The 24,009-nt window shown below is 66.3% G+C and carries 22 protein-coding genes; 9 read left to right on the top strand and 13 right to left on the bottom strand.

The features are described from left to right. From GOACH_RS11470 to GOACH_RS11445, 6 genes are all read right to left on the bottom strand, one after another. The gene (locus GOACH_RS11470) at positions 1–1,668 is read right to left on the bottom strand and encodes an MFS transporter (RefSeq protein ID WP_083859054.1); all 1,668 of its coding nucleotides are present in this window, start codon (positions 1,666–1,668) and stop codon (positions 1–3) included. Between the two features lie 157 nt (positions 1,669–1,825). Then, the gene (locus GOACH_RS11465; protein ID WP_005174720.1) at positions 1,826–2,338 is read right to left on the bottom strand and encodes a DUF4334 domain-containing protein; all 513 of its coding nucleotides are present in this window, start codon (positions 2,336–2,338) and stop codon (positions 1,826–1,828) included. 145 nt (positions 2,339–2,483) lie between these two features. Then, complete coding sequence (locus GOACH_RS11460; RefSeq protein WP_005174718.1) at positions 2,484–3,428, bottom strand: lysophospholipid acyltransferase family protein; 945 nt, start codon at positions 3,426–3,428, stop codon at positions 2,484–2,486. A 7-nt stretch (positions 3,429–3,435) separates the two neighbouring features. Beyond that, a complete protein-coding gene (locus GOACH_RS11455; RefSeq protein WP_040518456.1) occupies positions 3,436–4,392 on the bottom strand; it encodes a GNAT family N-acetyltransferase in 957 nt (318 codons plus the stop codon). A 112-nt stretch (positions 4,393–4,504) separates the two neighbouring features. Further along, positions 4,505–5,458 carry an electron transfer flavoprotein subunit alpha/FixB family protein gene (locus tag GOACH_RS11450; RefSeq protein WP_005174713.1) on the bottom strand — a complete coding sequence of 318 codons (954 nt, stop codon included), beginning with the start codon at positions 5,456–5,458 and terminating at the stop codon, positions 4,505–4,507. Between the two features lie 85 nt (positions 5,459–5,543). Continuing rightward, positions 5,544–6,329, bottom strand: coding sequence for an electron transfer flavoprotein subunit beta/FixA family protein (locus tag GOACH_RS11445; RefSeq protein ID WP_005174712.1), 786 nt, complete (start codon positions 6,327–6,329; stop codon positions 5,544–5,546). 208 nt (positions 6,330–6,537) lie between these two features. On the opposite strand from GOACH_RS11445, the gene GOACH_RS11440 reads away from it, so the two are divergent. Genes GOACH_RS11440 through GOACH_RS11430 form a run of 3 tightly spaced genes read left to right on the top strand, consistent with a single transcriptional unit; the run spans position 6,538 to position 10,228 of the window. Then, positions 6,538–7,392, top strand: a complete 855-nt coding sequence (locus tag GOACH_RS11440; protein ID WP_083859053.1) for a class I SAM-dependent methyltransferase — start codon at positions 6,538–6,540, stop codon at positions 7,390–7,392. A 14-nt stretch (positions 7,393–7,406) separates the two neighbouring features. Beyond that, on the top strand, positions 7,407–8,972 hold the full coding sequence (locus tag GOACH_RS11435) for a 1,4-alpha-glucan branching protein domain-containing protein (protein ID WP_052003989.1): 1,566 nt from the start codon (positions 7,407–7,409) through the stop codon (positions 8,970–8,972). Further along, positions 8,969–10,228 carry a glycosyltransferase family 4 protein gene (locus tag GOACH_RS11430; RefSeq protein ID WP_040518439.1) on the top strand — a complete coding sequence of 420 codons (1,260 nt, stop codon included), beginning with the start codon at positions 8,969–8,971 and terminating at the stop codon, positions 10,226–10,228. The genes GOACH_RS11435 and GOACH_RS11430 overlap by 4 nt, the downstream gene beginning before the upstream one ends. 50 nt (positions 10,229–10,278) lie before the next feature. Here the strand turns inward: GOACH_RS11430 and GOACH_RS11425 are convergent, their stop codons facing one another. After that, positions 10,279–11,034: an acyltransferase gene (locus tag GOACH_RS11425; RefSeq protein WP_005174703.1), complete on the bottom strand. Its 756-nt coding sequence runs from the start codon at positions 11,032–11,034 to the stop codon at positions 10,279–10,281. Positions 11,035–11,147: 113 nt separating this feature from the next. On the opposite strand from GOACH_RS11425, the gene GOACH_RS11420 reads away from it, so the two are divergent. Further along, positions 11,148–12,476, top strand: coding sequence for an outer membrane protein assembly factor BamB family protein (locus tag GOACH_RS11420; protein WP_040518435.1), 1,329 nt, complete (start codon positions 11,148–11,150; stop codon positions 12,474–12,476). Positions 12,477–12,506: 30 nt separating this feature from the next. Continuing rightward, entirely contained in the window at positions 12,507–13,790 is a 1,284-nt protein-coding gene (locus tag GOACH_RS11415; protein ID WP_005174699.1) for an alpha-amylase family glycosyl hydrolase, read from the top strand. Between the two features lie 34 nt (positions 13,791–13,824). On the opposite strand, the gene GOACH_RS11410 is transcribed toward GOACH_RS11415, so the two are convergent. Beyond that, positions 13,825–14,799, bottom strand: a complete 975-nt coding sequence (locus tag GOACH_RS11410) for a GlxA family transcriptional regulator (protein WP_005174697.1) — start codon at positions 14,797–14,799, stop codon at positions 13,825–13,827. 52 nt (positions 14,800–14,851) lie between these two features. On the opposite strand from GOACH_RS11410, the gene GOACH_RS11405 reads away from it, so the two are divergent. Continuing rightward, on the top strand, positions 14,852–16,204 hold the full coding sequence (locus tag GOACH_RS11405; protein WP_005174696.1) for an MFS transporter: 1,353 nt from the start codon (positions 14,852–14,854) through the stop codon (positions 16,202–16,204). Here the strand turns inward: GOACH_RS11405 and GOACH_RS11400 are convergent. Then, positions 16,127–17,353 carry a THUMP-like domain-containing protein gene (locus GOACH_RS11400; RefSeq protein ID WP_005174694.1) on the bottom strand — a complete coding sequence of 409 codons (1,227 nt, stop codon included), beginning with the start codon at positions 17,351–17,353 and terminating at the stop codon, positions 16,127–16,129. The two genes, GOACH_RS11405 and GOACH_RS11400, sit on opposite strands and share 78 nt — an antisense overlap. A gap of 185 nt (positions 17,354–17,538) precedes the next feature. On the opposite strand from GOACH_RS11400, the gene GOACH_RS23730 reads away from it, so the two are divergent. Then, positions 17,539–17,832: a hypothetical protein gene (locus tag GOACH_RS23730; RefSeq protein ID WP_157227674.1), complete on the top strand. Its 294-nt coding sequence runs from the start codon at positions 17,539–17,541 to the stop codon at positions 17,830–17,832. 90 nt (positions 17,833–17,922) lie between these two features. Here the strand turns inward: GOACH_RS23730 and GOACH_RS11395 are convergent, their stop codons facing one another. Continuing rightward, the gene (locus GOACH_RS11395) at positions 17,923–18,909 is read right to left on the bottom strand and encodes a class I SAM-dependent methyltransferase (protein ID WP_005174690.1); all 987 of its coding nucleotides are present in this window, start codon (positions 18,907–18,909) and stop codon (positions 17,923–17,925) included. A gap of 157 nt (positions 18,910–19,066) precedes the next feature. Beyond that, a complete protein-coding gene (locus GOACH_RS11390) occupies positions 19,067–19,855 on the bottom strand; it encodes an enoyl-CoA hydratase/isomerase family protein (protein WP_005174689.1) in 789 nt (262 codons plus the stop codon). A 76-nt stretch (positions 19,856–19,931) separates the two neighbouring features. On the opposite strand from GOACH_RS11390, the gene ligD reads away from it, so the two are divergent. Beyond that, positions 19,932–20,939: a non-homologous end-joining DNA ligase gene (ligD, locus tag GOACH_RS11385; protein ID WP_005174687.1), complete on the top strand. Its 1,008-nt coding sequence runs from the start codon at positions 19,932–19,934 to the stop codon at positions 20,937–20,939. 34 nt (positions 20,940–20,973) lie between these two features. On the opposite strand, the gene GOACH_RS11380 is transcribed toward ligD, so the two are convergent. Together GOACH_RS11380 and GOACH_RS11375 are read right to left on the bottom strand one after the other, a co-directional pair. Continuing rightward, positions 20,974–21,819 carry an NUDIX hydrolase gene (locus GOACH_RS11380; protein ID WP_005174684.1) on the bottom strand — a complete coding sequence of 282 codons (846 nt, stop codon included), beginning with the start codon at positions 21,817–21,819 and terminating at the stop codon, positions 20,974–20,976. A 101-nt stretch (positions 21,820–21,920) separates the two neighbouring features. Beyond that, complete coding sequence (locus tag GOACH_RS11375) at positions 21,921–22,769, bottom strand: ABC transporter ATP-binding protein (RefSeq protein ID WP_005174682.1); 849 nt, start codon at positions 22,767–22,769, stop codon at positions 21,921–21,923. 130 nt (positions 22,770–22,899) lie between these two features. On the opposite strand from GOACH_RS11375, the gene GOACH_RS11370 reads away from it, so the two are divergent. Beyond that, on the top strand, positions 22,900–23,898 hold the full coding sequence (locus GOACH_RS11370; protein ID WP_005174680.1) for an LLM class flavin-dependent oxidoreductase: 999 nt from the start codon (positions 22,900–22,902) through the stop codon (positions 23,896–23,898). The last annotated feature ends 111 nt before the right edge of the window (positions 23,899–24,009 follow it).

The raw sequence follows: 24,009 nt of genomic DNA, 5'->3' as shown, positions 1-24,009 counted from the left end.
TCACTGGTGTGGCCCGGTATGCCGGAAATCCGACGATCCTGAGTCTACGACCGGCACAGGGACTCCGCGTTGTGTCTGCACCGCATGGTCGCTGACGATCTGGGGTCCGCCTTCACAACCAAAGACAGTCGCCGTGCTGGTCGGGTCGGCGCTGGCGCGAGCGCGACGCATCGCGATGACAACGACGACCGCCCCGGCCAGTGCGATGGCTACACTGATCCACAGCGCACGATGCAGCGAGTCGACATAGGGACCGGCATCACCGCCGTGCAGAACCGATGCCGCCGGGAACACTGCGCCAAGCGCGGCCACACCGAGCGCGATCCCCGACTGACGGAAGACGTCGTTGACCCCGGCGGCCAGACCGGCGTCGTCGTATTCGGCCTCGGCCAGCACGACGCCGCTCATCACCGGGTTGAACACGCCTGCACCGATGCATGAGACGAGGAAACCGGGCACCATGACCCAGCCACTGCTGTGCTCGCCCGCGATGGTCATCCAGGCCAATCCCGCGGCCACCGCCACAAGTGCGGCCGACAGCAGCACCCACGCGGGTACCCGGCCGACCACCTTGTCTGTCAGACCTGCGACCACGAGCATGATCATCGTTCCCGGCAGATAGACCAGGCCCGCGGCGATGGGCGACATACCGAGTACACCCTGCAGGTAGATGGTCACGTACACGAACACCGCGAACATCGACGCACTGATCGCGAACGTCGCGACCTGCGCACCGGCGAATGCAGGGTTGGCGAACATCTGAAGTGGCAGCATCGGTTGTGCGACAACACTTTCCACAGCTATGAACACGCCGAATGCGACGACCGCGACACCAAAGGCGGTCAGGGTGGCCGGGTCCGACCAGCCGCTCGCATTGGCCTCGAAGAATCCGTAGGTCAACGCGCCGAGAGCAACGACCGCACTGAACTGACCCCAGATGTCACCTCGCCGCGGACTACTGCTCGCCGATTCCTCGATCCAGCGGGTCGCGTAGAGCATCGCGACTCCCAGCGGGATGTTGATGACGAAGATGGCCCGCCAGGAGATCTGGTCGGTCAGCACGCCGCCGAGCAGCGGTCCGAGGGCGAACGAGGCACCGATGGTCGCACCGTAGGCGGCCAGCGCTCTGGTCCTGTGATCTCGACCCGGGAATGCGTGCGCCAGCAGCGCCAGCGAGGATGCGAACAGCAACGCAGCACCCAATCCCTGCACCACCCGAGCGGCATTCAATGTGGCGATGTCCGGGGCGACGGTGCACAGCACCGAGGCTGCGGTGAACCCGAGGGCGCCGACGACGAAGACGCGTCGTCGACCGATGCGATCGGCCCAGGCGCCCGCACTCAGCACGACGGTCGCCAGCGCGAGTGTGTATCCGTCGATCACCCACTTCAGCGAACTCATGCTCGCGCCGAACTCGCGTGCCATGGACGGCAGCGCCGTATTGACCACTGCGATGTCGAGCATGAGCATCGCGGTGGCCACACAGACCACCGCGAGCGTGATGCGTTGGACCGCACTGAATGGTCCCGCGCCGTCGGTGACCGGCACTGTCGGGATCGCCGGTGGATGCGTCGGTGTCGGCCGCTCGCTCGGTGTCGGCCGCTCGCTCGGAGTCGGCCGCTCGCTCGTTGTCGGCCGCGTATGGGGTGCGGGGTCGGTATGCGCCATGGGCGTCTGCCTTCGTGTCGTTCCTTCAGGGACGACGACAGAGTGCGGTGACACGCTTGGCGATCGCTTGCCAACGGCTTGCCGATGGCATCCAGGCAGATCGTGCGGCCGGGACGGTTCAGCGCCGCGAAGGGCTCAGTTCAGCGCCGCAGAGGGCTCAGGAATCCCGGTCGAGGTAGAAGTAGAAGTGGCGTCCGCCGATGAGTCCGCCGGTGCCATTCATGATGCCCATGACGGTGGTGTCGTCGACGCGCTTGAAGTGGTCGATCACCGGCTGACCGTCGTACACCATCGATGCGGTGACCTCGCCGCGGAACTCGATGGCCCACAACGACGCCTCACCCTTGCCGACCTCGGTGTTGGAATAGAGGTCGCCCGCGTCGTTGCGACAGACCAGCGGCTGCACCTCGTTGGTCGAGATGAAGTTCTTGCCATACCAACCGATCTTGGTGAGCAATCCGTTCATCGCGTGACCGGTCACGAACTCGCCGCCGCGCCAGCGCCCGAGCATCTCGGTGGGTCGGATCGTGTCCAGGTCCGCCCACACCGCGTCGAGATCTGCGTCGGCGACGGGTGTGCGGGCGGTGCGCAGTTCGGCAAAGCGCGCTCGGGCGGTCTCACGAACTGTGTCGACATCGCTCTCTATCGGTGCCTGCGAACTCGCGGTCATCAAAGCCTCCCCGACGGTCGTGCGCACCACTGCGGCCGGTGCGCGTTTTCTCACCGTATCCGATCGATCCGCAGGGTGTGTCGGCGCTCACCCCGCATCGACGGCGCCGGCTCACCCATGCCGCCGCTTCGTGTGAGATGCGGGCTCACCGATGAGGGTGGCAGACCGAGCCCCCGACGAGGCCGGCACATCGGTCGGCGAGCTCCCGACGATCCGAGCCGGGGAGCTGAGACTCATGCACCCGGATGTGCACCCCGAGTCCGCGAGTGCGCAGCACCCGGCGCAGAGTATCGGCGGGAGAATCGTCGCCGATGAATCCCGCCGCGGCGGTGACCGTTCCGGCGACGGTGAACTCCATGTGCAGGGGGATGACGGGCACACCCGCGTCGATGGCGGCTTGGAAGAAGGCCGGCCGGAACTCACCGCCGGCGCGGCCGCACCAGGTGGTTCCCTCGGGGAAAACCGCGACCGAGTTGTCGGCCTGCAGTTCGGTGACAGCCCTGTGCACCGTGGCGGGCAGGGCGCGCAACGAACCCCGGTCGATCGATATGATTCCGAGTCGCCGCGCGAGAGTCGACACCACCGGCATCGCCATCACATCGCACTTCGCCACGAACCGGGCCGGGTTGACCACCGCCACCGCGAGGATGTCGAGGTACGAGATGTGGTTGGCAACCACGAGTCCGCGGGTGTTCGCGGCGAATGGCCGACGATCGTCGACGATCACCCGAACTCCCATGGACCACAACATGGTTCGGGCACTGGTGCGGATGTAGGCACGACGAAGGAGTCGGGGAAGAAGCGCGACAAGCGAGCCTGTCAGGAGAAAGAACGTGGTCGACGCCGCGAGCAACATGATGCGAGTGGCGACGATGAGCATGTTCGCCGGCGCATACGGGTTGTCGGCGTGGCACTCATCGCCGCATGGACTGACCGGGTACCACGGGTGACGCACGCCGTCGGCGGTCGAAGCGCTGTCCGCAGCACTCGAACGCCGAGACTCGGCGGGCGGTACGGCCCGCGCGGCCGCCGGTCGCGACGACGGGGCGCTCGGGAACGGGGCAACGGGGATGATCGTGGCGGCCGTCATCGGGTCCTCACTCTCGGGTGGATACTGCGAGTCGCGCGCCGGTTGCGCGAAGTCTGTCGAGGTAGCGGACGTTGGCATGATCGCGATCGAGAATCGTGACGAAGTCTCCGACGTCGAAACTCTCGTCGATCGCGGGCTCTCCGCACACTGTTGCACCCAGGCGGAGGTAGGCACGAAGAAGCGGTGGAAGCGCGAGCGTCGACGGCGGGGCGATCTCCTCGAGGGCGCTTCCGTCGACGAGCGTCTCGCACAGCGGGACCGCCCGCCATGGCGCGCGGTGGCGGGCGAGCACATGGTCGCGGACGCCGCGCAGCGTCGAACCCCGCCAGGCGCCGGCCGGCCCGCTCAGCGGGACCGAGACGCAACCCATCACGTAGCGGTAGTCCGCGTCGTCGACATAACGGAGCAGCGCTGCCCACAGCAATGCAGTGATCGCGCCATGCCGGTGGCCGGGGGCAACACATGCGCGGCCCATCTCGACGAGCGAATCGCCGATGGCGTCGAGCTCGCCGAGGTCGAACTCGCTCGCCGAGTACCAGCCGCCCGCGGCGATCGCGCGTGGCGGGGCGAGCAGGCGAGCACAGCCCAGTACGCCGTACTCGTCATCGACGGCGACAAGATGCTCGGCGAACTCATCGACATGGTCGGCGTCGCGGCGGGTGGCGTGGTCACCGATCTGATCAGAAAAGCCCGGTTCCGCGGCGAAGACCTCGTAGCGGAGTCGCTGCACCGCGTCGATCAGCTCCGACGATTCGGTGAGAAGGATCCGCAGCCGACCGGCGTCGACGAGTGTGCGGGTCTCGCCTCGCCTCAACTTCGAGGCGGAGCCGAGGGTCAACTCCGAGGCGGAGCCGAGGGTCACCGCGACGGAATCCAGTACGTCTGTCATGCCCCAGATGAAAGCCAGTCGCAACGACCGGCCTGCTACGTCCGCGTGACGTGTCGGGAGGCGCTCGGTGAACAGAAAGCAGCGATCCCCGGCCACTGGGGCCAGGGATCGCCGAGGTGGTGTCGAGTGGCTCGATCAGCGTGCTAGTCGCGGAGCGACCGTGTGCTGCCGATCGAACTCATCGAGATCACTTGCGCTTCTTGACCTCTTCGGTCAGCTGCGGTGCGACGTTGAACAGGTCGCCGACGACTCCGTAATCGGAGATCTCGAAGATCGGCGCTTCCTCGTCCTTGTTGACGGCGACGATGGTCTTCGAGGTCTGCATACCCGCGCGGTGCTGGATGGCACCGGAGATGCCCAGCGCGACGTAGAGCTGCGGCGACACGGTCTTGCCGGTCTGACCGACCTGGAACTGGCCCGGGTAGTAGCCCGAGTCGACTGCGGCACGCGAAGCGCCCACCGCTGCACCGAGCGAGTCGGCGAGCTCCTCGACGACCGAGAACTTGTCGGCGCTACCGACACCGCGACCACCGGAGACGACGATCGATGCCTCGGTGAGCTCCGGGCGGTCGCCACCGACGTTCGGCTCGACCTTGGTGATCTTCACGCCGCCTTCCTGGGCCGGGACCTCGACGTCGACGCGCTCACCCGCGCCTGCCTGCGGGGCGGCCTCGACGCCGCCGGGGCGCACCGAGAAGATCGGCGTGTCGCCCTTGGCCTGCGCATCGACGGTGAACGCGCCACCGAAGATGGAGTGGACGCCCACGGCGCCCTCCTTGACGTCGACGACGTCGGCGAGCACGCCCGACCCGAGGCGAACCGCGAGACGTCCCGCGATCTCTTTGCCGTCGGCGTTGGCCGCGACGAGGATGCCCGCGGGCGATGCCTGCTCGGCAACCGACGACAACACGTCGACCTTGGGGCTGATCAGGTAGTTCGCGGCGTCGTCCGACTCGGCGACGTAGATCTTCTCGGCGCCTGCGGCCTTGAGGTCGTCGATGATGCCGTCGGCACCACCCGGTGCGCCGACCACGACGGCCGACGGCGTGCCGAGTGCACGGGCGGCGGTGATCAGTTCGTTGGTCACCTTCTTCAGGGCGCCCTCGGCGTCCTGCTCGACCAGAACGAGTACTTCTGCCATTGTTTTTGCTCCTGGATGTCTGGTGGCCTGCGGCGAGCTACGTGGCTGCGCGGGCCGGTGAGGTGGTCTGGTTACGCAGCGGCGCCTAGATGATCTTCTGGCTGACCAGGTACTCGGCAACCTTCACGCCGCCGTCGCCCTCGTCGGTGACACGCTCACCCGCGGTCTTCGGAGGCTTCGGGGTCGAGCTGGTGACGGTGGTACCGGCGTTCTCCAGACCCACGTCCGACGGCTCGACGTCGATCTCGGCGAGGCCAACGACCTGAACTTCCTTCTTCTTGGCGGCCATGATGCCCTTGAAGGACGGGAAGCGCGGCTCGTTGATCTTCTCGTTCACGCTGACGATTGCGGGAAGCTCTGCCTCGATGTGGTAGATGCCGTCGTCGGTCTCGCGCTCACCCTTGAGCGACTCGCCCTCGACGGTCAGCTTGCGCAGGTGCGTGAGGTGCGGCAGTTCGAGGTACTCGGCGATCATCGCGGGGATGGCACCCACGCGACCGTCGGTGGCCTCGTTACCAGCGATGACCAGCTCGACGCCCTCGACGGTGCCGAGCGCGCGCGCAAGCACGTAGGCGGTCTGCACCGCGTCGGAGCCGTGGAGCGCATCGTCCTGGATGTGGATGGCCTTGTCGGCACCCATCGACAGCGCCTTACGGATCGCTTCGGTCGCACGCTCAGGACCTGCGGTGAGGATCGTAACCTCGCCCCCGTTGGCCTCCTTGATCTGCAGCGCTTCCTCGACAGCGCGCTCGTTGATCTCGTCGAGCACGGCGTCTGCGGCCTCACGATCGAGCGTGAAGTCGGTCTCGGAGAGCTTTCGCTCGGACCACGTGTCCGGAACCTGCTTGATCAGAACGACAATGTTTGTCATGGGTCTTCGTCGACCTCCTGCGTCGGGTTCGGCAACTTACCGGCGGGTAAGGCCATCGGTCTCCACCCACTTTAGCGTCTCCTATTTTGCCGCAGAACATCGCCTACCTCACACTATGGCTGCGATCGGACGGACGCGGCCGCACGGCGGAACCGCCGGCGGACCGCGGCGGGTCCCCGAGACGGCGCCGGGTACTAGTCTCGTGGGGATGATCGACGCACAGGGCTCGACAACAGACCGTCGGCCGCCGGTGAGCAGCGCGCCCGAGGCCACGCGACCCGCAGCGGGGACGGACGCATTGGACACCGACACCCGGCTCGCACTGACCGGCGAGCGGACGGTCCCGGGTATCCCGGCAGAGAACTACTGGTTCCGTCGCCACGAGGTCGCCTACCGCTTCATCAGCGAGTCATGCCGCGGGAAGCAGGTACTCGAGGCCGGCTCCGGCGAAGGTTATGGCGGCGCAATGCTCGCCGCCGCGGGGGCAATCGTCACCTGCGTCGACTACGACGCGTCGGCCGTCGAGCACACGCGCAGGCGCTATCCGGAAGTGACGGTCCTCCGGGGCAACCTGGTGGATCTCCCGCTCCCTGACCAGTCGGTCGACGTTGTCGTCAACTTCCAGGTCATCGAGCATCTGTGGGACCAGGCGGCGTTCATCGCCGAATGCCATCGGGTGCTTCGTCCCGGCGGACGCCTCCTGATCTCGACGCCCAACCGCATCACCTTCTCACCCGGCCGCGACACTCCGTTGAATCCGTTCCACACCCGTGAGCTCGACGCGGCCGAGCTCACCGGTCTACTGATCGAGGGCGGACTGGAATCGGTTGTGATGCACGGCGTTTACCACGGAGACGGCCTCACGGCACTGGACTCCAAATGGGGCGGATCGTTGATCGACGCGCAGATAGAACGCGCACTGGCCGGAGAGGACTGGCCAGGCGACCTCGTCACCGACGTCGCCGCGATCTCTGTCGATGACTTCGTCATTCTCGACGCATCGGCCGACGGCGTCGACATCGACGCGTCGCTGGACCTGTTCGCCGTCGCGGTCCGACCCTGAGGCCGGGAACACCGATGATTCCCGCCCCACCCCGAGCCTCGACGTGCCCTCCAGGATCTTCGTTGCCGGTCCCCGGCCAGTTCACGCTGGTACTGCATTCCCACCTGCCATGGCTGGCCAATCACGGACGCTGGCCCGTCGGCGAGGAATGGCTATACCAATCGTGGGCGGCATCGTATCTGCCGGTCTACGCCATGCTCGGCCGGCTGGCCGCCGATGGCTTCACCAACCAGCTCTCGCTGGGTATCACCCCCGTGCTGGCCGCCCAACTCGACGATCCACATTGCCTGCGCTCCATGCACGAGTGGCTCGCGGACTGGCAGCTGCGGGCGGTCGCAGCTGCCGATACCGACGACACGATTCGCCGCGACCTGGCCGGATACGAATTCCGTTCCGCGGCAAGCGCCCTGACCGATTTCGAGAATTTCTGGCAGCACGGGGCGAGTCCTCTGATCAGAGGACTCGCCGACAGCGGCGTCCTGGAGATTCTCGGTGGTCCGTTGGCCCACCCGTTCGCGCCGTTGCTCGATCCGCGACTGCGTCGATTCTCGCTCGACGAAGGGCTCACCGACGCACGGTCGAGATGGGGCACCACACCGCAGGGGATCTGGGCTCCCGAGTGCGCATTCACCCCGGGGATGGAGTCCGAGTACGCGACGGCAGGTGTGCGGCACTTCATGGTCGACGGCCCGGCTCTGCACGGCGACACGTCTCTGGCACGGCCCGTCGGAGACTCCGACGTCCTCGCGTTCGGGCGGGATCTGACCGTGAGCTACCAGGTGTGGTCACCGAAGTCGGGATATCCGGGCCACCCCGCCTATCGCGACTTTCACACCTACGACCATGCGTCTGGGTTCAAGATGTCACGGGTGACCGCCAAAACCGTTGCAGCGCACAACAAGAAGCCCTACGAGCCCGACCGCGTCGACGCAGTGATCGCTCGCCACGTCGACGATTTCGTCGAGCACGTCCGCGCGCGCCTTGTCTCGGAATCGGAGCGGATCGGCCGACCGGCACTCGTCGTGGCGGCCTTCGACACCGAATTGTTCGGCCATTGGTGGCACGAGGGACCGCGGTGGCTCGAAGGGGTGCTCCGGCGCCTTCCCGAAGCCGGTGTCCGCGTCGGAACCATGGCGTCGGCGACCGCCAACGGTCTTGTGGGACAACCGGTGTCGCTGACCGACAGCTCGTGGGGATCGGGCAAGGACTGGCGGGTCTGGAACGGCCCCCAGGTCCAGCACCTGGTCGATCTCAACGCCGAGGTCGTCGAGACCGCCCTCGACACCGTCGACAAACTACTCGATGCCGGGTCCGCACGTGATCGGGTCGCCGACCAGATCATCAGGGAAACGCTGTTGACTGTGTCGTCGGACTGGCCCTTCATGGTGTCCAAGGACACCGCGGCCGAGTATGCAGTGCGCCGAGCCCATACCCACGCACACGCCACCCGGGAGATCTCCGACGCTACGTTGCGCGGCCGCACCGAGCAGGCGACCCGACTGGCCGCGAACTGGAATCTCGCCGACGGCCTGTTCCCTGACCTCGACGCCCGGCGACTGCGCGGGAGTGTGCGCGCATGAGGACTCTTCTTGTGTCGTGGGAGTATCCGCCAGTGGTGGTCGGCGGCCTCGGCAGGCATGTCCACCACCTCGCCACCGAACTCGCCGCCACCGGGCACGATGTCACGGTACTGACCCGCAGGCCGTCGGGCACCGACGCGCTGACGCACCCGACGACCGACACGGTCACCGAAGGCGTCCGGGTCATCGCTGTCGCCGAGGATCCGCCCGAGTTCGAGTTCGGTCAGGACATGATGGCGTGGACACTCGCCATGGGGCACGCGTTCGTCCGCGCCGGACTACGCATTCTCGCCTCGGACTCCGAGACCCGCTGGACCCCGGACGTGGTGCACGCCCACGACTGGCTCGTCGCGCACCCGGCAATCACGCTCGCCGAACTGTTCGATGTTCCGCTGGTCTCGACGATCCACGCCACCGAGGCGGGTAGGCACAGCGGCTGGGTCAGCGGACGGACCAACCGCCAGGTCCACTCGGTCGAGTGGTGGCTGGCCAACGAGTCCGACGCGTTGATCACGTGCTCGGCGTCGATGCGCGACGAGGTCACCAGACTCTTCGGACCCGGGTTGCCTGACGTGCAGGTCATCCACAACGGCATCGACGTCGACACGTGGCCGTATGCCGAACGGGCACCAGCACACGGACCCGCCGAGCTCTTGTTCGCCGGACGGCTCGAGTACGAGAAGGGCGTGCAGGATCTCCTCGCGGCACTCCCCCGCATTCGACGCACCCACCCGGGCACCACACTGACCATCGCGGGCGACGGCACGCAGTACGACTGGCTCGTCGACACCGCTCGGCGGCACCGGGTTTCGCGTGCCGTGCGGTTCCTCGGCGGCGTCGGCCACGACGAGCTCGTCGATCTCATGCACCGGTGCGACGCGATCGTGCTGCCGTCGCGGTATGAACCGTTCGGCATCGTCGCGCTCGAGGCCGCGGCAACCGGTGCGCCGCTTGTCGTCTCAACGGCGGGCGGGCTCGGCGAGGCGGTAGCGCCACCGGAGACCGGGCTGTCCTTCACCCCCGGTGACATTGCAGGACTGACCGCTGCCGTCCGATCGTGTCTGTCGGATCCGGTACAGACGGCAGCTCGTGCTCGGCGCGCCCGCCAACGAGTGACCGCGGAATTCTCGTGGCGGGAGGTGGCCGAGAGAACCAGTGGCGTCTACCTTGCCGCGAAACGTCGGGTCCGCCATCCGGTGGGGCGCCCATTCATCCCTGAAAGGCCACTTCCCGAACGCGATCCCGGCCAACCCTGACGCTGGAGCGCCACCGACGCTGCGCGCCACAGTCGAGTGCGACGATTCGATCAGGCGTCTGGTGCGTGCCGAAGCTGCGCCTTCTTGCGCTCGATGTCGGCGAGTGCCCGTTCGAGTTCTGCACGCTCGGCCGCGCTGGCGGCCCAGTCGTCCTTGCGGTTCTTGACCACGCGTGCGGGCGCGCCGACGGCAATCGCGTAGTCGGGGATCACGCCCTTGACCACGGCGTGCGATCCCAACACGCATCCGCGACCGACGATCGTGTTGCGCAACACCGAGACCTTGGCGGCCACCCAGGTGTCGGCGCCGATCCGCACCGGCCCCTTCACGATGCCCTGGTCCTTGATGGGCAGCGTGATGTCGTCGGTCTTGTGGTCGAAGTCGCAGAGGTAGCACCAGTCGGCGATCAGGACCGATCCGCCTATCTCGAGATCGAGGTAGGAGTTGACCACGTTGTTGCAGCCGAAGACCGTCTTGTCGCCGATACGCATGCTGCCCTCGTGGCAGCGGATCGAGTTGCCGTCGCCGATGTGCACCCAGCGTCCGATCTCCATTCGACTCAGCTCGGGCGTCGCATGGATCTCCACGTTGCGTCCGAGGAACAGCATGCCCCGCAACACGATGTGCGGATTGGCCATCCTGAACCGTGCCAGTCGGTAGTACCGGACGAGGTACCAGGGCGTGTACGCCTTGTTGCGCAGCACCCAGCGCAACGAGTCGAGGGTGAGGAATCGGGCCTGTCGCGGGTCGCGGCGTCGACCTGCTCGCCACCGGGAGCGATAGGAGGCGTTCCACATCGTCGTCATGACGACTCACCCTAATCGACGCCGCGGCCCGGATCGGCGGCGGAGCGTCGCACGATAGGCTCTACTGCTGGCGTCCCGGTGCAGTGCCGGAGACCGAAGACGACGGGAGCAGGATGGCTGTGGTTGGCCCCCGGATTCGGGCACCGCGACGAGTTCTGGCGCCGCTGATGCTCCTGCTCAGCGCTGTGGTGGCGATCAGTGCCTGTTCCGACGGGCACATCGATGTGCGATCGGTGGCAAGTCCCGGCTGGGCGAGCTACGGCGGTAACGGTGCGAACTCGAACTACACCTATCCGTCGATCCCCGATGATCTCGCACTGAGCTGGAGCCGACCAACCGGCGGGCCAGTGACCGCACCGCTCACGATCTCCAACCACTCCAACGTCAACGTCACCGCGAGCACGGCGAACGGATGCAACCTGCTCACCCTCGATCCCAATTCGGGGCGCATGAACTTCTGCAAGCGCATGCGCCCGGGCATCGAGGGGAACTCGACGCTGATCGATCAGTTCGACCAGCCCTATGCCGGCGAGGAGGCGACCTTCCTCGCCTTCAGTGCCGGCGGTGCGATCCGCTGGCGGATGCCGGTCATCGGGGTGCCCCTGTCCGCGAAGTTCGCCGCTCCTGGCGAGGTCCTGGTCGTGACCACCCAGGGCCAGATCCTGATGCTCAACACGCAGACGAGCGACTTCACAGCCCCCGAGGTGCGGCTTCGGCCCGAGGCCGACCCCGGCGACCCGCTCTGGGGATACGGCGACTGCGTGAGCAACGGCCCCCGGTGCGCTGTACCCGCGCCCCCCGCGGTGGACGAACAACACAGTCGCTTCTTCCTGAACTTCTGGCCGACCGGCGCGATCGCCTCACAGATCCGTGGCTTCTCGTACGCGAAGCAGGGCGACGGGCGAACGATCCGCGAGACCTGGCATGCCGATGTGCCCGGCGGTGTGATCGGCGCGCCGACGCTGTCGGCAGACGGCACCACCGTGTACACGTTCAGCCGTCTCGGCCAGATCGTCGCGCTCGACGCCGCGAACGGTAAGACCAAGTGGACCTACGACAACGGCGGCTATGGGTTCGCGTCGATGACCGTGTCACCCGATGGGTTGATCATCCCGACCGGAGTGCTCGGCGCACCGCTGACACTGCTGCGCGATCGCGGCGATCGCGCAGAGCAGGTGTGGCAGCGCAAGGATCTCGCCGCTGTCAGCCTGTCGACCCTGACTTCGTCCGCGACCGCCTGGACGGTCGTGCGCAGCGACGATCAGAAATCGCTGTCGCTGGTCGAGGTCGACACCGCCAACGGCAACACCAAACGCACTCTGGCGATGCCCGGCGCCACCGGCTTCGCAACAGGCGTCGCGGTCTCGGCCTCGGGGCAGATCGCGACGGCCACCAACATCGGCGAGGTGTTCTTCTTCGACTCGAAGAAGAACATCGACTAGCCGCACCGCCCACGCACTAGAGTGGGCGCGATGACGACAACCCCGCCCGGCTGGGCCGCAACGTCGATCTGGTGGCACGTGTATCCCCTCGGCGCTCTCGGCGCCGACACCACCGGGGCCGATCGGGACTGTCGTCGGCCGCTGTCGGCCCTGATCGACTGGCTCGATCACGCAGTCGCGTTGGGTGTCAACGGGATCGCTCTCGGACCGATCTTCACCTCGGCGACCCACGGCTACGACACCCTCGACTACTTCACGATCGACGAACGGCTGGGCGACAGAGGCGATTTCGACGCGCTCGTCGCAGCATGCCGATCTCGCGGCCTCCGACTGATGCTCGACGGGGTATTCAATCATGTGTCACGAGAGCACGATCGGGTTGCCGACACTGACGCCGCTCGGGGCGTGGCACGCCGCCACCGTGACGGGACAGTGGCAACCTTCGAGGGCCACGACGGTCTGGTCGAACTCGACCATCGGGCTCCCGAGGTCGCAGACCTCGTCGTCGACGTGATGTGCCACTGGCTCGATGCGGGCGTCGATGCGTGGCGACTCGACGCGGCCTACGCGGTTCCACCCGCCTTCTGGCGCGCCGTCCTACCCCGCGTGCGCCAACGATTCCCCGAGGTCTATGTACTCGCCGAGGTAATCCACGGCGACTACCCCGCATTCGTCGCCGACAGCGGCGTCGACTCGGTCACCCAGTACGAACTGTGGAAAGCGTTCTGGAGCAGCATCGTCGACGGCAACATGCACGAATTGCAGTGGGCGTTGACCCGTCACGAACAGATGCTGACGACGTTCGTGCCGTGGACGTTCGTCGGCAATCACGACGTGACCCGGATCGCCACGCGTCTTCTCGAGTGGTCAGTCGACCTGTCCATCGTCCTGCTGGCAACACTGCCGGGCACCCCGGCCATCTATTACGGCGACGAGTTGGGGTGGACCGGCACCAAGGAAGAACGCGTCGGCGGCGACGATGCCGTCCGGCCGGTGCTGCCCGAGACGCCGCCCGCCGATGACGTCCTTCCGCCTGTCTATCGACTTCACCAGCGGCTGTTGGGAATTCGACGCCGTCTTCCCGACATCGAGCGCGCACGCGTACAGACGCTCGTCGTCGACCAGGGACTACTGGTCTATCGCGTGCACACCGGACAACCGATCACGGTGGCGCTCAACGCCAACCGATCGTCGACCGACGTCACGGTCGAACTCGGGACCACCGGTCATCTCGACTCGGAGAGATCACATCGCGAGGGCGACATGATCCACCTCGATCCGGGTGGTTGGTACATCGCGGGCACCGAGTCCTGACCGGTCGAACCCTGTTGACCGATGTCACGCCAGATCACTTGCCCACGAAGACCTTTCGATATGCACTCGGTGCCATTCCCAGGTGTCGACGCAGGTGATGCCGCAGATTGTCGGCCGATCCGAGACCGGATCTCGCCGCGATGACGTCGACGGACAATTCACCGGCCTCGAGTAATTCACGAGCAAAGTCGAGACGTCGATCCCGCACCCAGACACCCGGCGACACGCCGGTCTCCTCCTGGAATCGGCGACTGAAGGTCCGCTGGCTCATGTGCGCGCGACACGCGAGCGCGCTGACCGAGAGGTTCTCATCGAGATGATGGATCGCCCACTCGCGGACCGCAGCAGTGGTCGGACCGCCGACGCCGGGGACCTGGCGTTCGATGAACTGCGCCTGGCCCCCTTCGCGCCATGGTGGCACCACGCAATGCTTGGCCACCGCGTTCGCCACCGCGGTGCCGTGGTCGTTGCGGATGATGTGCAGGCACAGGTCGATCCCGGCGGCCAGGCCTGCGGAGCTCAGAACGTCGCCGTCGTCGACGAAGAGGACTGATTCGTCGAGCGCCACGTGCGGATAGAGCCGCCGGAAGTCGTCGGCGTAGCGCCAGTGCGTCGTTGCCCTGCGGCCATCGAGATAGCCGGCTGCGGCCAGCACGAATGCCCCCGTACAGATCGACACGATGCGGGCTTGCGGCCGGATCAGTGCGAGCGCCTCACGCACGTCGTCGGGGATGGTCCCGTCCATACGGCTCGATGAGAGCTTGGTGCCCGGCACGATCACGGTGTCGGCGGTGGCCAGCGCCGAGACGTCGGCGCCCGGTGTGATCCGGTAGGCCGTCGTCGTCATCAACGGCGCCGATCGGAGTCCGACGGTCTCGACCTCGTAGAGCGAGCGACCGGCGTCGTCGACGGCCTGCCCGAAGAGCAGCGGCGGGATGGTCGCGTCGAACCCGACCACCGGCTCGAGCAACAGAACGGCGATCCGGTGTCTGGCAGATTCTTCCGACATATTGGCGATTATGCCACTGGCGCACCGGGCGAGTGCGCCCGATTCTTGACTGGTGACCGTGACACCAGAACGCGACCCGCTGAAAACGCCACTGCGTCAACGCCTGCGCGATCGTCGCCCGCACTGGGCGTGGCTTGTGGCGGGAGCGAGCTTCATCGCGATCCTCGGTGCAGCGGGATTCCGAGCCGTACCGAGCGTGATGATGGATCCCCTCCACATGGAATTCGGGTGGTCGCATGCCACGATCGGCGCCGCCATGTCGATCAACATGGTGCTGTTCGGGGTCACAGCACCGTTCGCCGCTGCTCTCATGGACCGGTTCGGCGTGCGTCCGATTTTGGCCGTCGCAATCGGATTGATCGCTGCAGGAACGGGCCTCGGTATCTTCATGACGTCGAGCTGGCAGTTGCTCGTACTCTGGGGTGTGCTCGTCGGCCTGGGCACGGGCTCGATCTCGATGGGCTTCGTCGCAACGGTGTCGACCCGGTGGTTCGTGGCCAGACGCGGCATCGTCACCGGCGTGCTCACGGCTGCGAGCGCCACGGGACAACTGATCTTTCTGCCGATCGTCGCTCAGATCACCGACGCCTACGGGTGGCGGTGGGCCTCGATCGTGGTCACGGCGGCCGCAGTGGCCGTGATCCCGGTCGTACTGCTGTTCATCAGGGACAGACCCGCTGATATGGCGACCACCGCCTACGGGGCGACTGCGGTTGATTCTCCCGACCCACTCCCAACCGGCAGCTTCGGCGCCGCTGCCGCGGGGCTGATCCGAGGAGTACGCACTCGCGCGTTCTGGCTTCTGGCAACGAGTTTCGCGATCTGCGGCATGACGACGAACGGACTGATCGGCACCCATTTCATTCCGGCGGCACACGACCACGGCATGCCGACGACCGTTGCGGCCTCGCTGCTGGCAACAATCGGGATCTTCGATGTCGCGGGCACGGTGTTCTCCGGGTGGCTCACCGACCGTGTGGACCCGCGGGTACTGCTGGTGATCTACTACCTCGGTCGCGGGGTGTCTCTCCTACTCCTACCGCTACTTCTGTCACCCCACGCGGAACCGAGCACGTGGGTGTTCATCATCTTCTACGGACTCGACTGGGTGGCAACGGTGCCGCCGACGATCGCGATCTGTCGCCACTACTTCGGCGCCGATACCCCGGTGGTCTTCGGCTGGGTGTTCGCGTCCCATCAGATCGGGGCCGCCATCGCGGCATTCGGCGCGGGCTACATCCGCGACGCGCAGGGCAGCTACGACAACGCCTTCCACATCGCGGCAGCGCTGTGCGTGATCGCCGCGCTGTGCTGCGGCGCGATCAGGTTATCCACCCCTGACACCGGGCTCGCACAGAAATCCGACCCCCTTGCGGCCGATGCGGGTGAGCACCAGAGCCAATGATCGAGACCCCTTGAGCCGCAAACGCTTGCGCAACACATCTGGGTCGACGTCGAGTCCGCGGACGAGAATCTCCAACGTGCCGCAGTCGTAGGCGCCGAGAATCTTCCGCAATGCCTTGTCCGACGTCGGGACCTCCTCGATCACCTCGAAGCCGCGCTCGGTTGCCGGTAGATGATCACCGGTGAGGTACGCGATCTGCGGATCGAGCTGGCGGAGTCCGTGACGCGCGGCGTACTGACGCACCAGGCCGGCACGGACGACCGCACCGTCGGGGTCGACGATCCACCTGCCCACCGGGCCATGTTGATCGACGTCGTCCGGTTCGTCGTCGGTGATCTCGAAACCGCCGACGGTACCGCCGGCTCCGGTACGCAGGACTGTTGCGCGCATTCGGTCGTCGACGCCCGGCCCGCTCCACAGACAGACTTCACGCACTCTGCCGTCCAGTGAGGTCACCTGGACCTCACCGCTGAAGCCGAAGCGAGTGCGCAACGTCCGATAGTCAAGTCCGGGCGCGCATTTGACGACTACCACGCGGTCCGCATAGGTCATCAGCACGTCCGGAAGCGGTGGCGTGAGTTGGTCGAGACGAAACACTCGGCCGGTGCCGGAGCGGCGCGCCGGGTCGGCGATCACGACATCGGCAGTCGACGTCGGGGTCAGCGCATCGGCGACGAGAAATGCCGTCGGAGTGGACAGTTCCCCGAGCACGCGTCGATTGCGTTGTGCCATCGTTAGTCTCACCAGGTCGACGTCGCTGCCGATCACTCCGCCGATGCCGACGTGGGACGCGAGTTCAACGACGTCACCGCCGACCGAACACGTGATGTCGTGGACCACAGCACCGGGATAGCGCGCGGCGATCTCCGATGCCCGGTGCGCGGCGACCGCACTCGGCGTCGCCTGCTGGACAGCGTCGTCGGTGAGCAACCACTGCTCGGCATCGCGTAGCTTCCGGACCGCTCGGCGTCGAGCACGCACCGTCTCGATCAGTGCGGCGTCGTGGCCGGGGTATCGACGTCGAACCTCTCCGACATCGGCGATCATCGACGACGACGTCAGCGTCATACCTGACACCACGTCGAGCGCCTTCTCCCCGTAGCGGCCACGCAGGAACGCGACATCCTCGAGCGTGAACTGATAACCCACAGTGGCAACTCCCCTGGCGCGTGCCGGTCCACAGACACCATGGCACACAGGCTGCGCACACAACGGCAGGCGTCTCGATATCGCGTCTGTCGGGAGGTTGCCGCCGCACCGCGCCGCGAAGCGATCACGTGCGCGGTCGCGGATGCGGGCTCGGCCGACCCCCGTTAGTTTAGTATTCTAAATCTATGAGTTACGACTTCGTATTCTGGGCCGGTGGCGACGCGCTCGATCCCCGCGGTGTCTACCCGCGGCTGATCGCCGATCAGCCCGTGACCGGAATCGACGCCGTGGATCGCGAACTGATCGTGGCGACCTTCGCTGATGCCCTGCCCGGCTGGCGTTGGGACGGGCAGATCCTCCAGCCCCCGAAGCCGAAGCCGACGGCGTACCGGCTTTCGACGTGTGGATCGGAGACCAACTGGTCCAGTACACCGGCTACGGCTGGGAGGACGAGCACGCGAACGCGATCATCGACGTGATGCACCGACTCGGTTACCGACTGTATGACCCACAGATCGACACGCGATTCGCGTAACCTGTCGCACGCGGTTGGGTGGTGCCCCCAGCGATCACACGGGCTTGTAGCCGCTTACTACGACGTTGTAGAAGTATTTCGGCGGCACGACCTTACGCAGCACATTCTCGTCGAGCCAGGTCATGCGCTTCCATCCGCCGAAGGCGAATCCAGCCCACCCCCAACCGAGCTTCTCCGACGGCACGGCAGCCTCGAAGGTACGTACCGGCCAGCCGAGCATCGCGGCGGCCAACTCCTCGGTCGCGGTCTCGACCCGGGCGGCCCCCGCCGAGCGCGCGATGTCGGCCAACTCGTCGGGATCGAAAGTGTGGATGTCGACGACGGCCTCGAGTGCTGCCGCGCGCGACGACTCGTCGAGTTCCTCCTGCGGTCGACGCCACGCCTTGAGCGGACCCAGCTTGGTGATGTTGGTGGTGGCCCACCAGGTGGCGCGACTCATCCAGCGCGCGTAGAAATCGCCGATCGTCGACGGCTCGCCGGCGAACACAAAACGGCCGCCCGGCTTGAGCACACGGAGCACTTCACTCAACGCCTGCTCGACGTCGGGGATGTGATGCAGCACGGCGTGACCGACGACGAGGTCGAAGGTGTTGTCGTCGTAGGGAATCCGTTCGGCATCGGCGACGCGGCCGTCGACGTCGAGTCCGAGATTCTCGGCGTTGCGCAGCGCCACCTTGACCATGCCCGGCGACAGATCGGTGACCGATCCTTTCTTCGCGACACCCGACTGCATCAGATTGAGCAGGAAGAATCCTGTGCCACAGCCGAGCTCCATCGCCCGCTGATAGGGCAGCGTCTCGTCGGCGGCCACGGCGTCGAACCTGCCGCGCGCGTAGTCGATGCACCGTTCGTCGAAGCTGATCGACCACTTCTCGTCGTAGGTCTCGGCCTCCCAGTCGTGGTAGAGCACCTGCGCGAGCTTGGTGTCGGCGAGCGCGGCCTTGACCTGCTCCTCCGTCGCGTGCGGATTGGGTGCCGGGTCGACGTGATCGGCTGCCGACTCGTTTTCCGTGGTGGTCATGGATCTCCTAATTTCACGCTGTGCTGTGTCGTCACGACAGCCTCGTCCTGTGTCGTCACGACAGCCTCGTCCTGTGTCGTCACGACAGCGGGGCCTTACCCGCCGGTAACGTCACGTTGCCGTTGAACCCTACCCGGCGTCAACGGGAGGTCCCCGATCACTTCCCAGTGAACTGAGCCTTGCCCGGGCCGTTCGCGATGAAGGAATCCATACCGATCTTGCGGTCCTCGGTGGCGAAGAGAGCCGCGAACTGCTGCTCCTCGATCTTCAATCCCGTCGCGAGGTCGACACCCAGGCCCTGGTCCACGGACTTCTTGGCTGCTGCAAGCGCCACGGTCGCCGCGTTGCGGAACTGTCCGGCCCACGCGAGCGCAGCGTTGTAGACCTCGTCGGGAGCGACGACCTCATCGACCAGACCGATCGCCAGCGCTTCCTCGGCCCCCACGAACCTGCCGGTGAAGATCATGTCCTTGGCCTTGGCCGGGCCGACGAGCCGCGCCAGCCGCTGGGTTCCGCCGCCTCCGGGAATCACGCCGAGCAGCGCCTCGGGCACGCCGAGCTTGGCGTTGTCGCCCGCGATGCGACGGTCGGCTCCGAGCGCCACCTCGAGCCCGCCACCGAGCGCGTAGCCGGTGATCGCAGCAACTGTCGGCTTGGGGATCTCGGAGATCGAACCGAGTGCGCGCTGCAGACGACCCGCCACCTTCGACATCTCGGCGAAGGTCATGTCGGTCATCTCCTTGATGTCCGCCCCCGCGGCCAGCACCTTGGGCCCGCCGTAGACGACGACTGCCTTGATGTCGGAGCGGTCGGTCGCCTCGCGTGCTGCGGCCTCCAGTTCTGTCTGGACCTGGCGGTTCAAGGCATTCATCGGGGGCCGGTTGAGCAGGATGGTTCCCACTCCCGGATGGGCGTCAGAGGTCTCGAGGGTCACGAACTCAGGCATGTGTCGAAGGCTACCGTCCGAGGATGACCGCGCGTGATGTGGGACACCGCACTCAACACCGACCTACAGTTGGTGCATGGCACCCTCGCCGCCCTCCGGCTCCTCGGCGGGTGAATCCGTCGAACTCACGGTCGGGACACGTACGATTCGCCTGTCAAGTCCTGATCGCACTTACTTCCCCGACCGTGGCGAGACCAAACTCGATCTCGCGGAGTACTACATGTCCGTCGGCGAGGGTATCGTCCGCGCGCTGCGTTATCGGCCGTGCATGCTGCACAGGTTTCCCAAGGGTGTCGATGGCAAGAAGGTGCACCAGAAGCGGGTGCCTGCGGGCGCCCCGGACTGGTTGCAGACCACCGAGATCTACTTCCCGCGGTACGGCCGCACCGCCGACGAATTGTGTGTGACCGAACTGGGCAGCGTCATCTGGGCGGTGCAGATGTCGACCGTCGAGTTCCACCCCTGGAACTCACGGTGCTCGGACCCCGAACTGCCCGACGAGTGGCGCATCGACCTCGACCCCATGCCCGAGTGCACCTTTGAGCGCGTGCAGCGGGTCGCGCACATCGCGCACGAGGTTCTCGACGAACTCGGCGTTCGCGGTTTCCCCAAGACATCCGGCGGGCGGGGCATGCACATCTATGTGCGAATCGAACCGGAGTGGAGCTTCACTCAATTGCGCCGCGCCGCACAGGCTTTCGCACGCGAAGTGGAGCGCCGCGCACCCACCGAGGCCACCACGACGTGGTGGCGTAAGGACCGCGACCCCGCCGCACTGTTCATCGATTACAACCAGAACACCCGCGACCACACCATGGCCGCGGCATACTCCGTGCGCGGCAATCCACGTGCAACGGTCTCGGCCCCCATCGGGTGGTCGGAGATCGACGACGTCTCGCCCGACGACTTCACCATCGCAACGATGCCCGCGCGATTCGCCGAGATCGGCGACCTCCATGCGGAGATCGACGACGTCGCCTACCGGATCGACACACTCCTCGAATGGGCAGACCGGGACGAGATCGACCAGTCTGACGCCACCCGCGACTCCGGCGACCCGGACGTCGTCGACCTCGACCGCTGAGGGAAGTTCTGGGTATCGCGCCGAGGTCGCTGCCTCAGAGTTTGATGTCGGGCACAGCGTGGTCGGAGAGGCTCGCGAAGTAGCGCTCCGACCCAGCAAAGCTCAATCCCCGCAGCCCCTGCTGCCCTGCACTGACGTCGGGTTCGATCGGCTCGATGGTCCGCGGCGCCGCCAGCAGGTCGTCGACGGCGTCGAAGCGTGCGACCTCCGTGAGCTGCGTCCACGTGGGCGGCAGCAGAAAGTGCTTGCCGTCCGACCATGCCGTGAGTGCATCGGCGGCACCCACCCAGCGCGCCACGTCGGCCTCCGATGTCGCGTCGTCGGCGATCTGCCCCTCCGGCATGGCCGCGAGGAAGAAGCGAGTGTCGTAGCGTCTCTTCTCGTTCTTCGGCGTGATCCAGTGAGCGAGAGGACGCAAAAGGTCGGCGCGCAGCGTGAGATCGTGGGCGCGGAGGAATTCGGCGAACGAGATCGTCTTGTCGACCAACTTTCGGCGCTCGTCGCGCAGGGTCGTCGGGTCGGCGAACGAGCCGTCCGATCGTGAGGCCAGCAGCACGCCACACTCCTCGAAGGTTTCACGCACCGCAGCGCAGACGAGGGCCTGAGCCAGTTCGTCGGTTGTTCCCAACTGCTGCGCCCACCACGTCGGGTCCGGTCCGCTCCATGCGAGATCGGCGTCGGCATCCCGTGTGTCGACGCCCCCGCCGGGAAAGACGGTCACGCCACCGGCGAAAGCCATTTGTTTGACGCGACGCTGGAGGAAGACCTCGATTCCACCGCTGCCGGTGTCACCGCCGTCGCGGACCAGCACCACCGTTGCGGCATCACGCAACGGCGCAACCGACTCCGCTCCGGTTGTCGCGCTATCCGTACCGGTCATGTCGACCTCCTGCTCTCGTGCCAACCCACCTCGCCGCCACAGCGGCGCGAACAGTGACATCCCGACCTGTGGTCCGCGTCACCGGATCGACACTATCGGTGCTACCCGGCGGCACGTCGGTGGGATCCGGCTCGCCGCGAACGACGCGCGAAGAACCGTGAACCGTCCCTGGTGAGGGTGATCTGTTGACGAAAGGTGTCGGAGAGGTTCTTGCTCGTCAGCACATCCCCGAGCAGACCTTGTGCGACGACACCGCCCTCCGACAGCAACATCGCGTGGGTGAAGCCCGGCGGGATCTCCTCCACGTGATGGGTGATCAGCACCGTGGCGGGCGCGTCGGGATCCTGCGCGAGGATCGACAAACGGTCGACGAGTTCCTCGCGGCCACCGAGGTCGAGGCCCGCGGCGGGCTCGTCGAGGAGTAGGAGTTCAGGGTCGGTCATCAGCGCGCGGGCAATCAGCACCCGCTTGCGCTCCCCCTCCGAGAGCGTGCCGAATCTCCGGTCGGCGAGATGCTCGGCGCCCATGGACTCCAGGGATTCAACGGCCTGTGCACGGTCGACGTCGTCGTAGTCCTCGCGCCACCGGCCGATCACCGAATAGCCCGCCGAGATCACGACGTCGCTGACGACCTCGTCGTCGGGAACGCGGTCGGCGAGACCCGGACTGCTCACGCCGATCCTTGTGGACAGTTCTCGAACCTCCACACGACCCAATTCCTCGTTGAGTAGGTAAGCGGTTCCCGACGTCGGGTGGAGTTCGGCCGCGGCCATCCGCAGCAACGACGTCTTACCCGCCCCGTTCGGCCCGATGATGACCCAGCGTTCGTCGAGCTCCACCTGCCAGTCGATGGGCCCGACGAGCGTCTTGCCGCCACGTACGAGGGTCACATCGCGAAAATCGATGAGCAGGTCCGGGTCCGAGGATGCAGTATCACTCACCCGTCCCATCGTGCCCTACTCGGCGACCTCCCGGATGCCGGACACAGACTTCGCACGCACCGGGACGCCGACGTGTTCGCTCGTACCGAAATGCGGTCATCCGGGGAATACCTTCGACGTCGCGCTCCTTGCCCTAAGTATGTCCGTTGATCTGTCCATACTCGACCTTGCCCAGGTCGGCCGCGACGAAACCGTCGCCCAATCCCTGGCTGCCTCAACAGAAATGGCCACCAGGGCCGAACAGTGGGGCTACCGCAGGATCTGGTACGCCGAGCACCACAACATGCGCTCGATCGCGTCGTCGGCGCCCGCCGTTCTCATTGCACACATCGCTGCCCACACCTCGACGATCCGGCTTGGCGCCGGCGGGGTGATGCTCCCCAATCACGCGCCGCTGACGATCGCCGAGCAGTACGGCACCCTGGCCGAACTCCATCCCGGCCGCATCGATCTCGGTCTCGGGCGCGCCCCCGGCACCGACCAGCAGACCTTCACGGCGCTACGTCGCGACATCGCATCGGCCGACCGGTTCCCGTCCGACGTCCTTGAGCTGCAGGGGTACCTACGCGGCGAGTCGCGCATACCCGGAATCCAGGCGACCCCGGGCGCCGGCACCGATGTGCCGCTGTACATTCTCGGTTCCTCGTTGTTCGGAGCGCAGCTCGCCGCCGCGCTGGGTTTGCCCTACGCGTTCGCGTCGCACTTCGCGCCGCAGGCCCTCACCGAGGCCGTTGCGCTCTACCGTGACCAGTTCCAGCCGTCGGAGTCGCTCGCCGAGCCGTACGTCATCGCAGGCGTCTGCGCGATCGCCGACGACGACCCCGATGTCGCAGCGGCGCAGCTCCGGCAGGCCAAGCGCCAACGGGTCACCGCTCTACTCGGACGTGGTGGCCGACAGTTCACCGACGACGAGGCCGACACGATCCTCGAAATGCCTCAGGGCAGACAGATCGATTCGATGCTGACCTACGCGGGCGTCGGTACCCCCGCCGAGGTGCGCGACTACCTCGACTGGTTTGCCGGCCACGCGAGTGCCGATGAGCTCATCGTGGCGTCGATTGCTCCCGACCGGGACGTGTGGCTGAGCACTCTTGGCCATCTCGCGCCCGCGCTGAGGCCGTCAGAAACGGCGGTCTGAGCACACTCCCTTTCTCCGCTCGGCGCAGCTTGGTCATACACACAAGAGTTTTGTGTATGATCAAGCTGGTGCGTGATCGTGATGACGAACACATCGTCGTATGCCACGTAC

It is taken from the genome of Gordonia aichiensis NBRC 108223, assembly GCF_000332975.1.
GTDB classification, from domain to species: domain Bacteria; phylum Actinomycetota; class Actinomycetes; order Mycobacteriales; family Mycobacteriaceae; genus Gordonia; species Gordonia aichiensis.
Note: the sequence above shows the minus strand (reverse complement) of the source record. Positions and strands in the feature narration are given on the sequence as shown.

What these genes read in the sequence shown, in the direction of transcription:
- GOACH_RS11420 (WP_040518435.1), top strand. Translation starts at nt 11,148, where the DNA reads ATGGCTGTGGTTGGCCCCCGGATTCGGGCACCGCGACGAGTTCTGGCG.
- GOACH_RS11460 (WP_005174718.1), bottom strand. Translation starts at nt 3,428, where the DNA reads ATGACGGCCGCCACGATCATCCCCGTTGCCCCGTTCCCGAGCGCCCCG.
- GOACH_RS11445 (WP_005174712.1), bottom strand. Translation starts at nt 6,329, where the DNA reads ATGACAAACATTGTCGTTCTGATCAAGCAGGTTCCGGACACGTGGTCC.
- GOACH_RS11415 (WP_005174699.1), top strand. Translation starts at nt 12,507, where the DNA reads ATGACGACAACCCCGCCCGGCTGGGCCGCAACGTCGATCTGGTGGCAC.
- GOACH_RS11375 (WP_005174682.1), bottom strand. Translation starts at nt 22,769, where the DNA reads ATGGGACGGGTGAGTGATACTGCATCCTCGGACCCGGACCTGCTCATC.
- GOACH_RS11435 (WP_052003989.1), top strand. Translation starts at nt 7,407, where the DNA reads ATGATTCCCGCCCCACCCCGAGCCTCGACGTGCCCTCCAGGATCTTCG.
- GOACH_RS11390 (WP_005174689.1), bottom strand. Translation starts at nt 19,855, where the DNA reads ATGCCTGAGTTCGTGACCCTCGAGACCTCTGACGCCCATCCGGGAGTG.
- ligD (WP_005174687.1), top strand. Translation starts at nt 19,932, where the DNA reads ATGGCACCCTCGCCGCCCTCCGGCTCCTCGGCGGGTGAATCCGTCGAA.
- GOACH_RS11370 (WP_005174680.1), top strand. Translation starts at nt 22,900, where the DNA reads ATGTCCGTTGATCTGTCCATACTCGACCTTGCCCAGGTCGGCCGCGAC.
- GOACH_RS11395 (WP_005174690.1), bottom strand. Translation starts at nt 18,909, where the DNA reads ATGACCACCACGGAAAACGAGTCGGCAGCCGATCACGTCGACCCGGCA.
- GOACH_RS11410 (WP_005174697.1), bottom strand. Translation starts at nt 14,799, where the DNA reads ATGTCGGAAGAATCTGCCAGACACCGGATCGCCGTTCTGTTGCTCGAG.
- GOACH_RS11425 (WP_005174703.1), bottom strand. Translation starts at nt 11,034, where the DNA reads ATGACGACGATGTGGAACGCCTCCTATCGCTCCCGGTGGCGAGCAGGT.
- GOACH_RS11430 (WP_040518439.1), top strand. Translation starts at nt 8,969, where the DNA reads ATGAGGACTCTTCTTGTGTCGTGGGAGTATCCGCCAGTGGTGGTCGGC.
- GOACH_RS11440 (WP_083859053.1), top strand. Translation starts at nt 6,538, where the DNA reads ATGATCGACGCACAGGGCTCGACAACAGACCGTCGGCCGCCGGTGAGC.
- GOACH_RS11450 (WP_005174713.1), bottom strand. Translation starts at nt 5,458, where the DNA reads ATGGCAGAAGTACTCGTTCTGGTCGAGCAGGACGCCGAGGGCGCCCTG.
- GOACH_RS11380 (WP_005174684.1), bottom strand. Translation starts at nt 21,819, where the DNA reads ATGACCGGTACGGATAGCGCGACAACCGGAGCGGAGTCGGTTGCGCCG.
- GOACH_RS23730 (WP_157227674.1), top strand. Translation starts at nt 17,539, where the DNA reads ATGAGTTACGACTTCGTATTCTGGGCCGGTGGCGACGCGCTCGATCCC.
- GOACH_RS11465 (WP_005174720.1), bottom strand. Translation starts at nt 2,338, where the DNA reads ATGACCGCGAGTTCGCAGGCACCGATAGAGAGCGATGTCGACACAGTT.
- GOACH_RS11470 (WP_083859054.1), bottom strand. Translation starts at nt 1,668, where the DNA reads ATGGCGCATACCGACCCCGCACCCCATACGCGGCCGACAACGAGCGAG.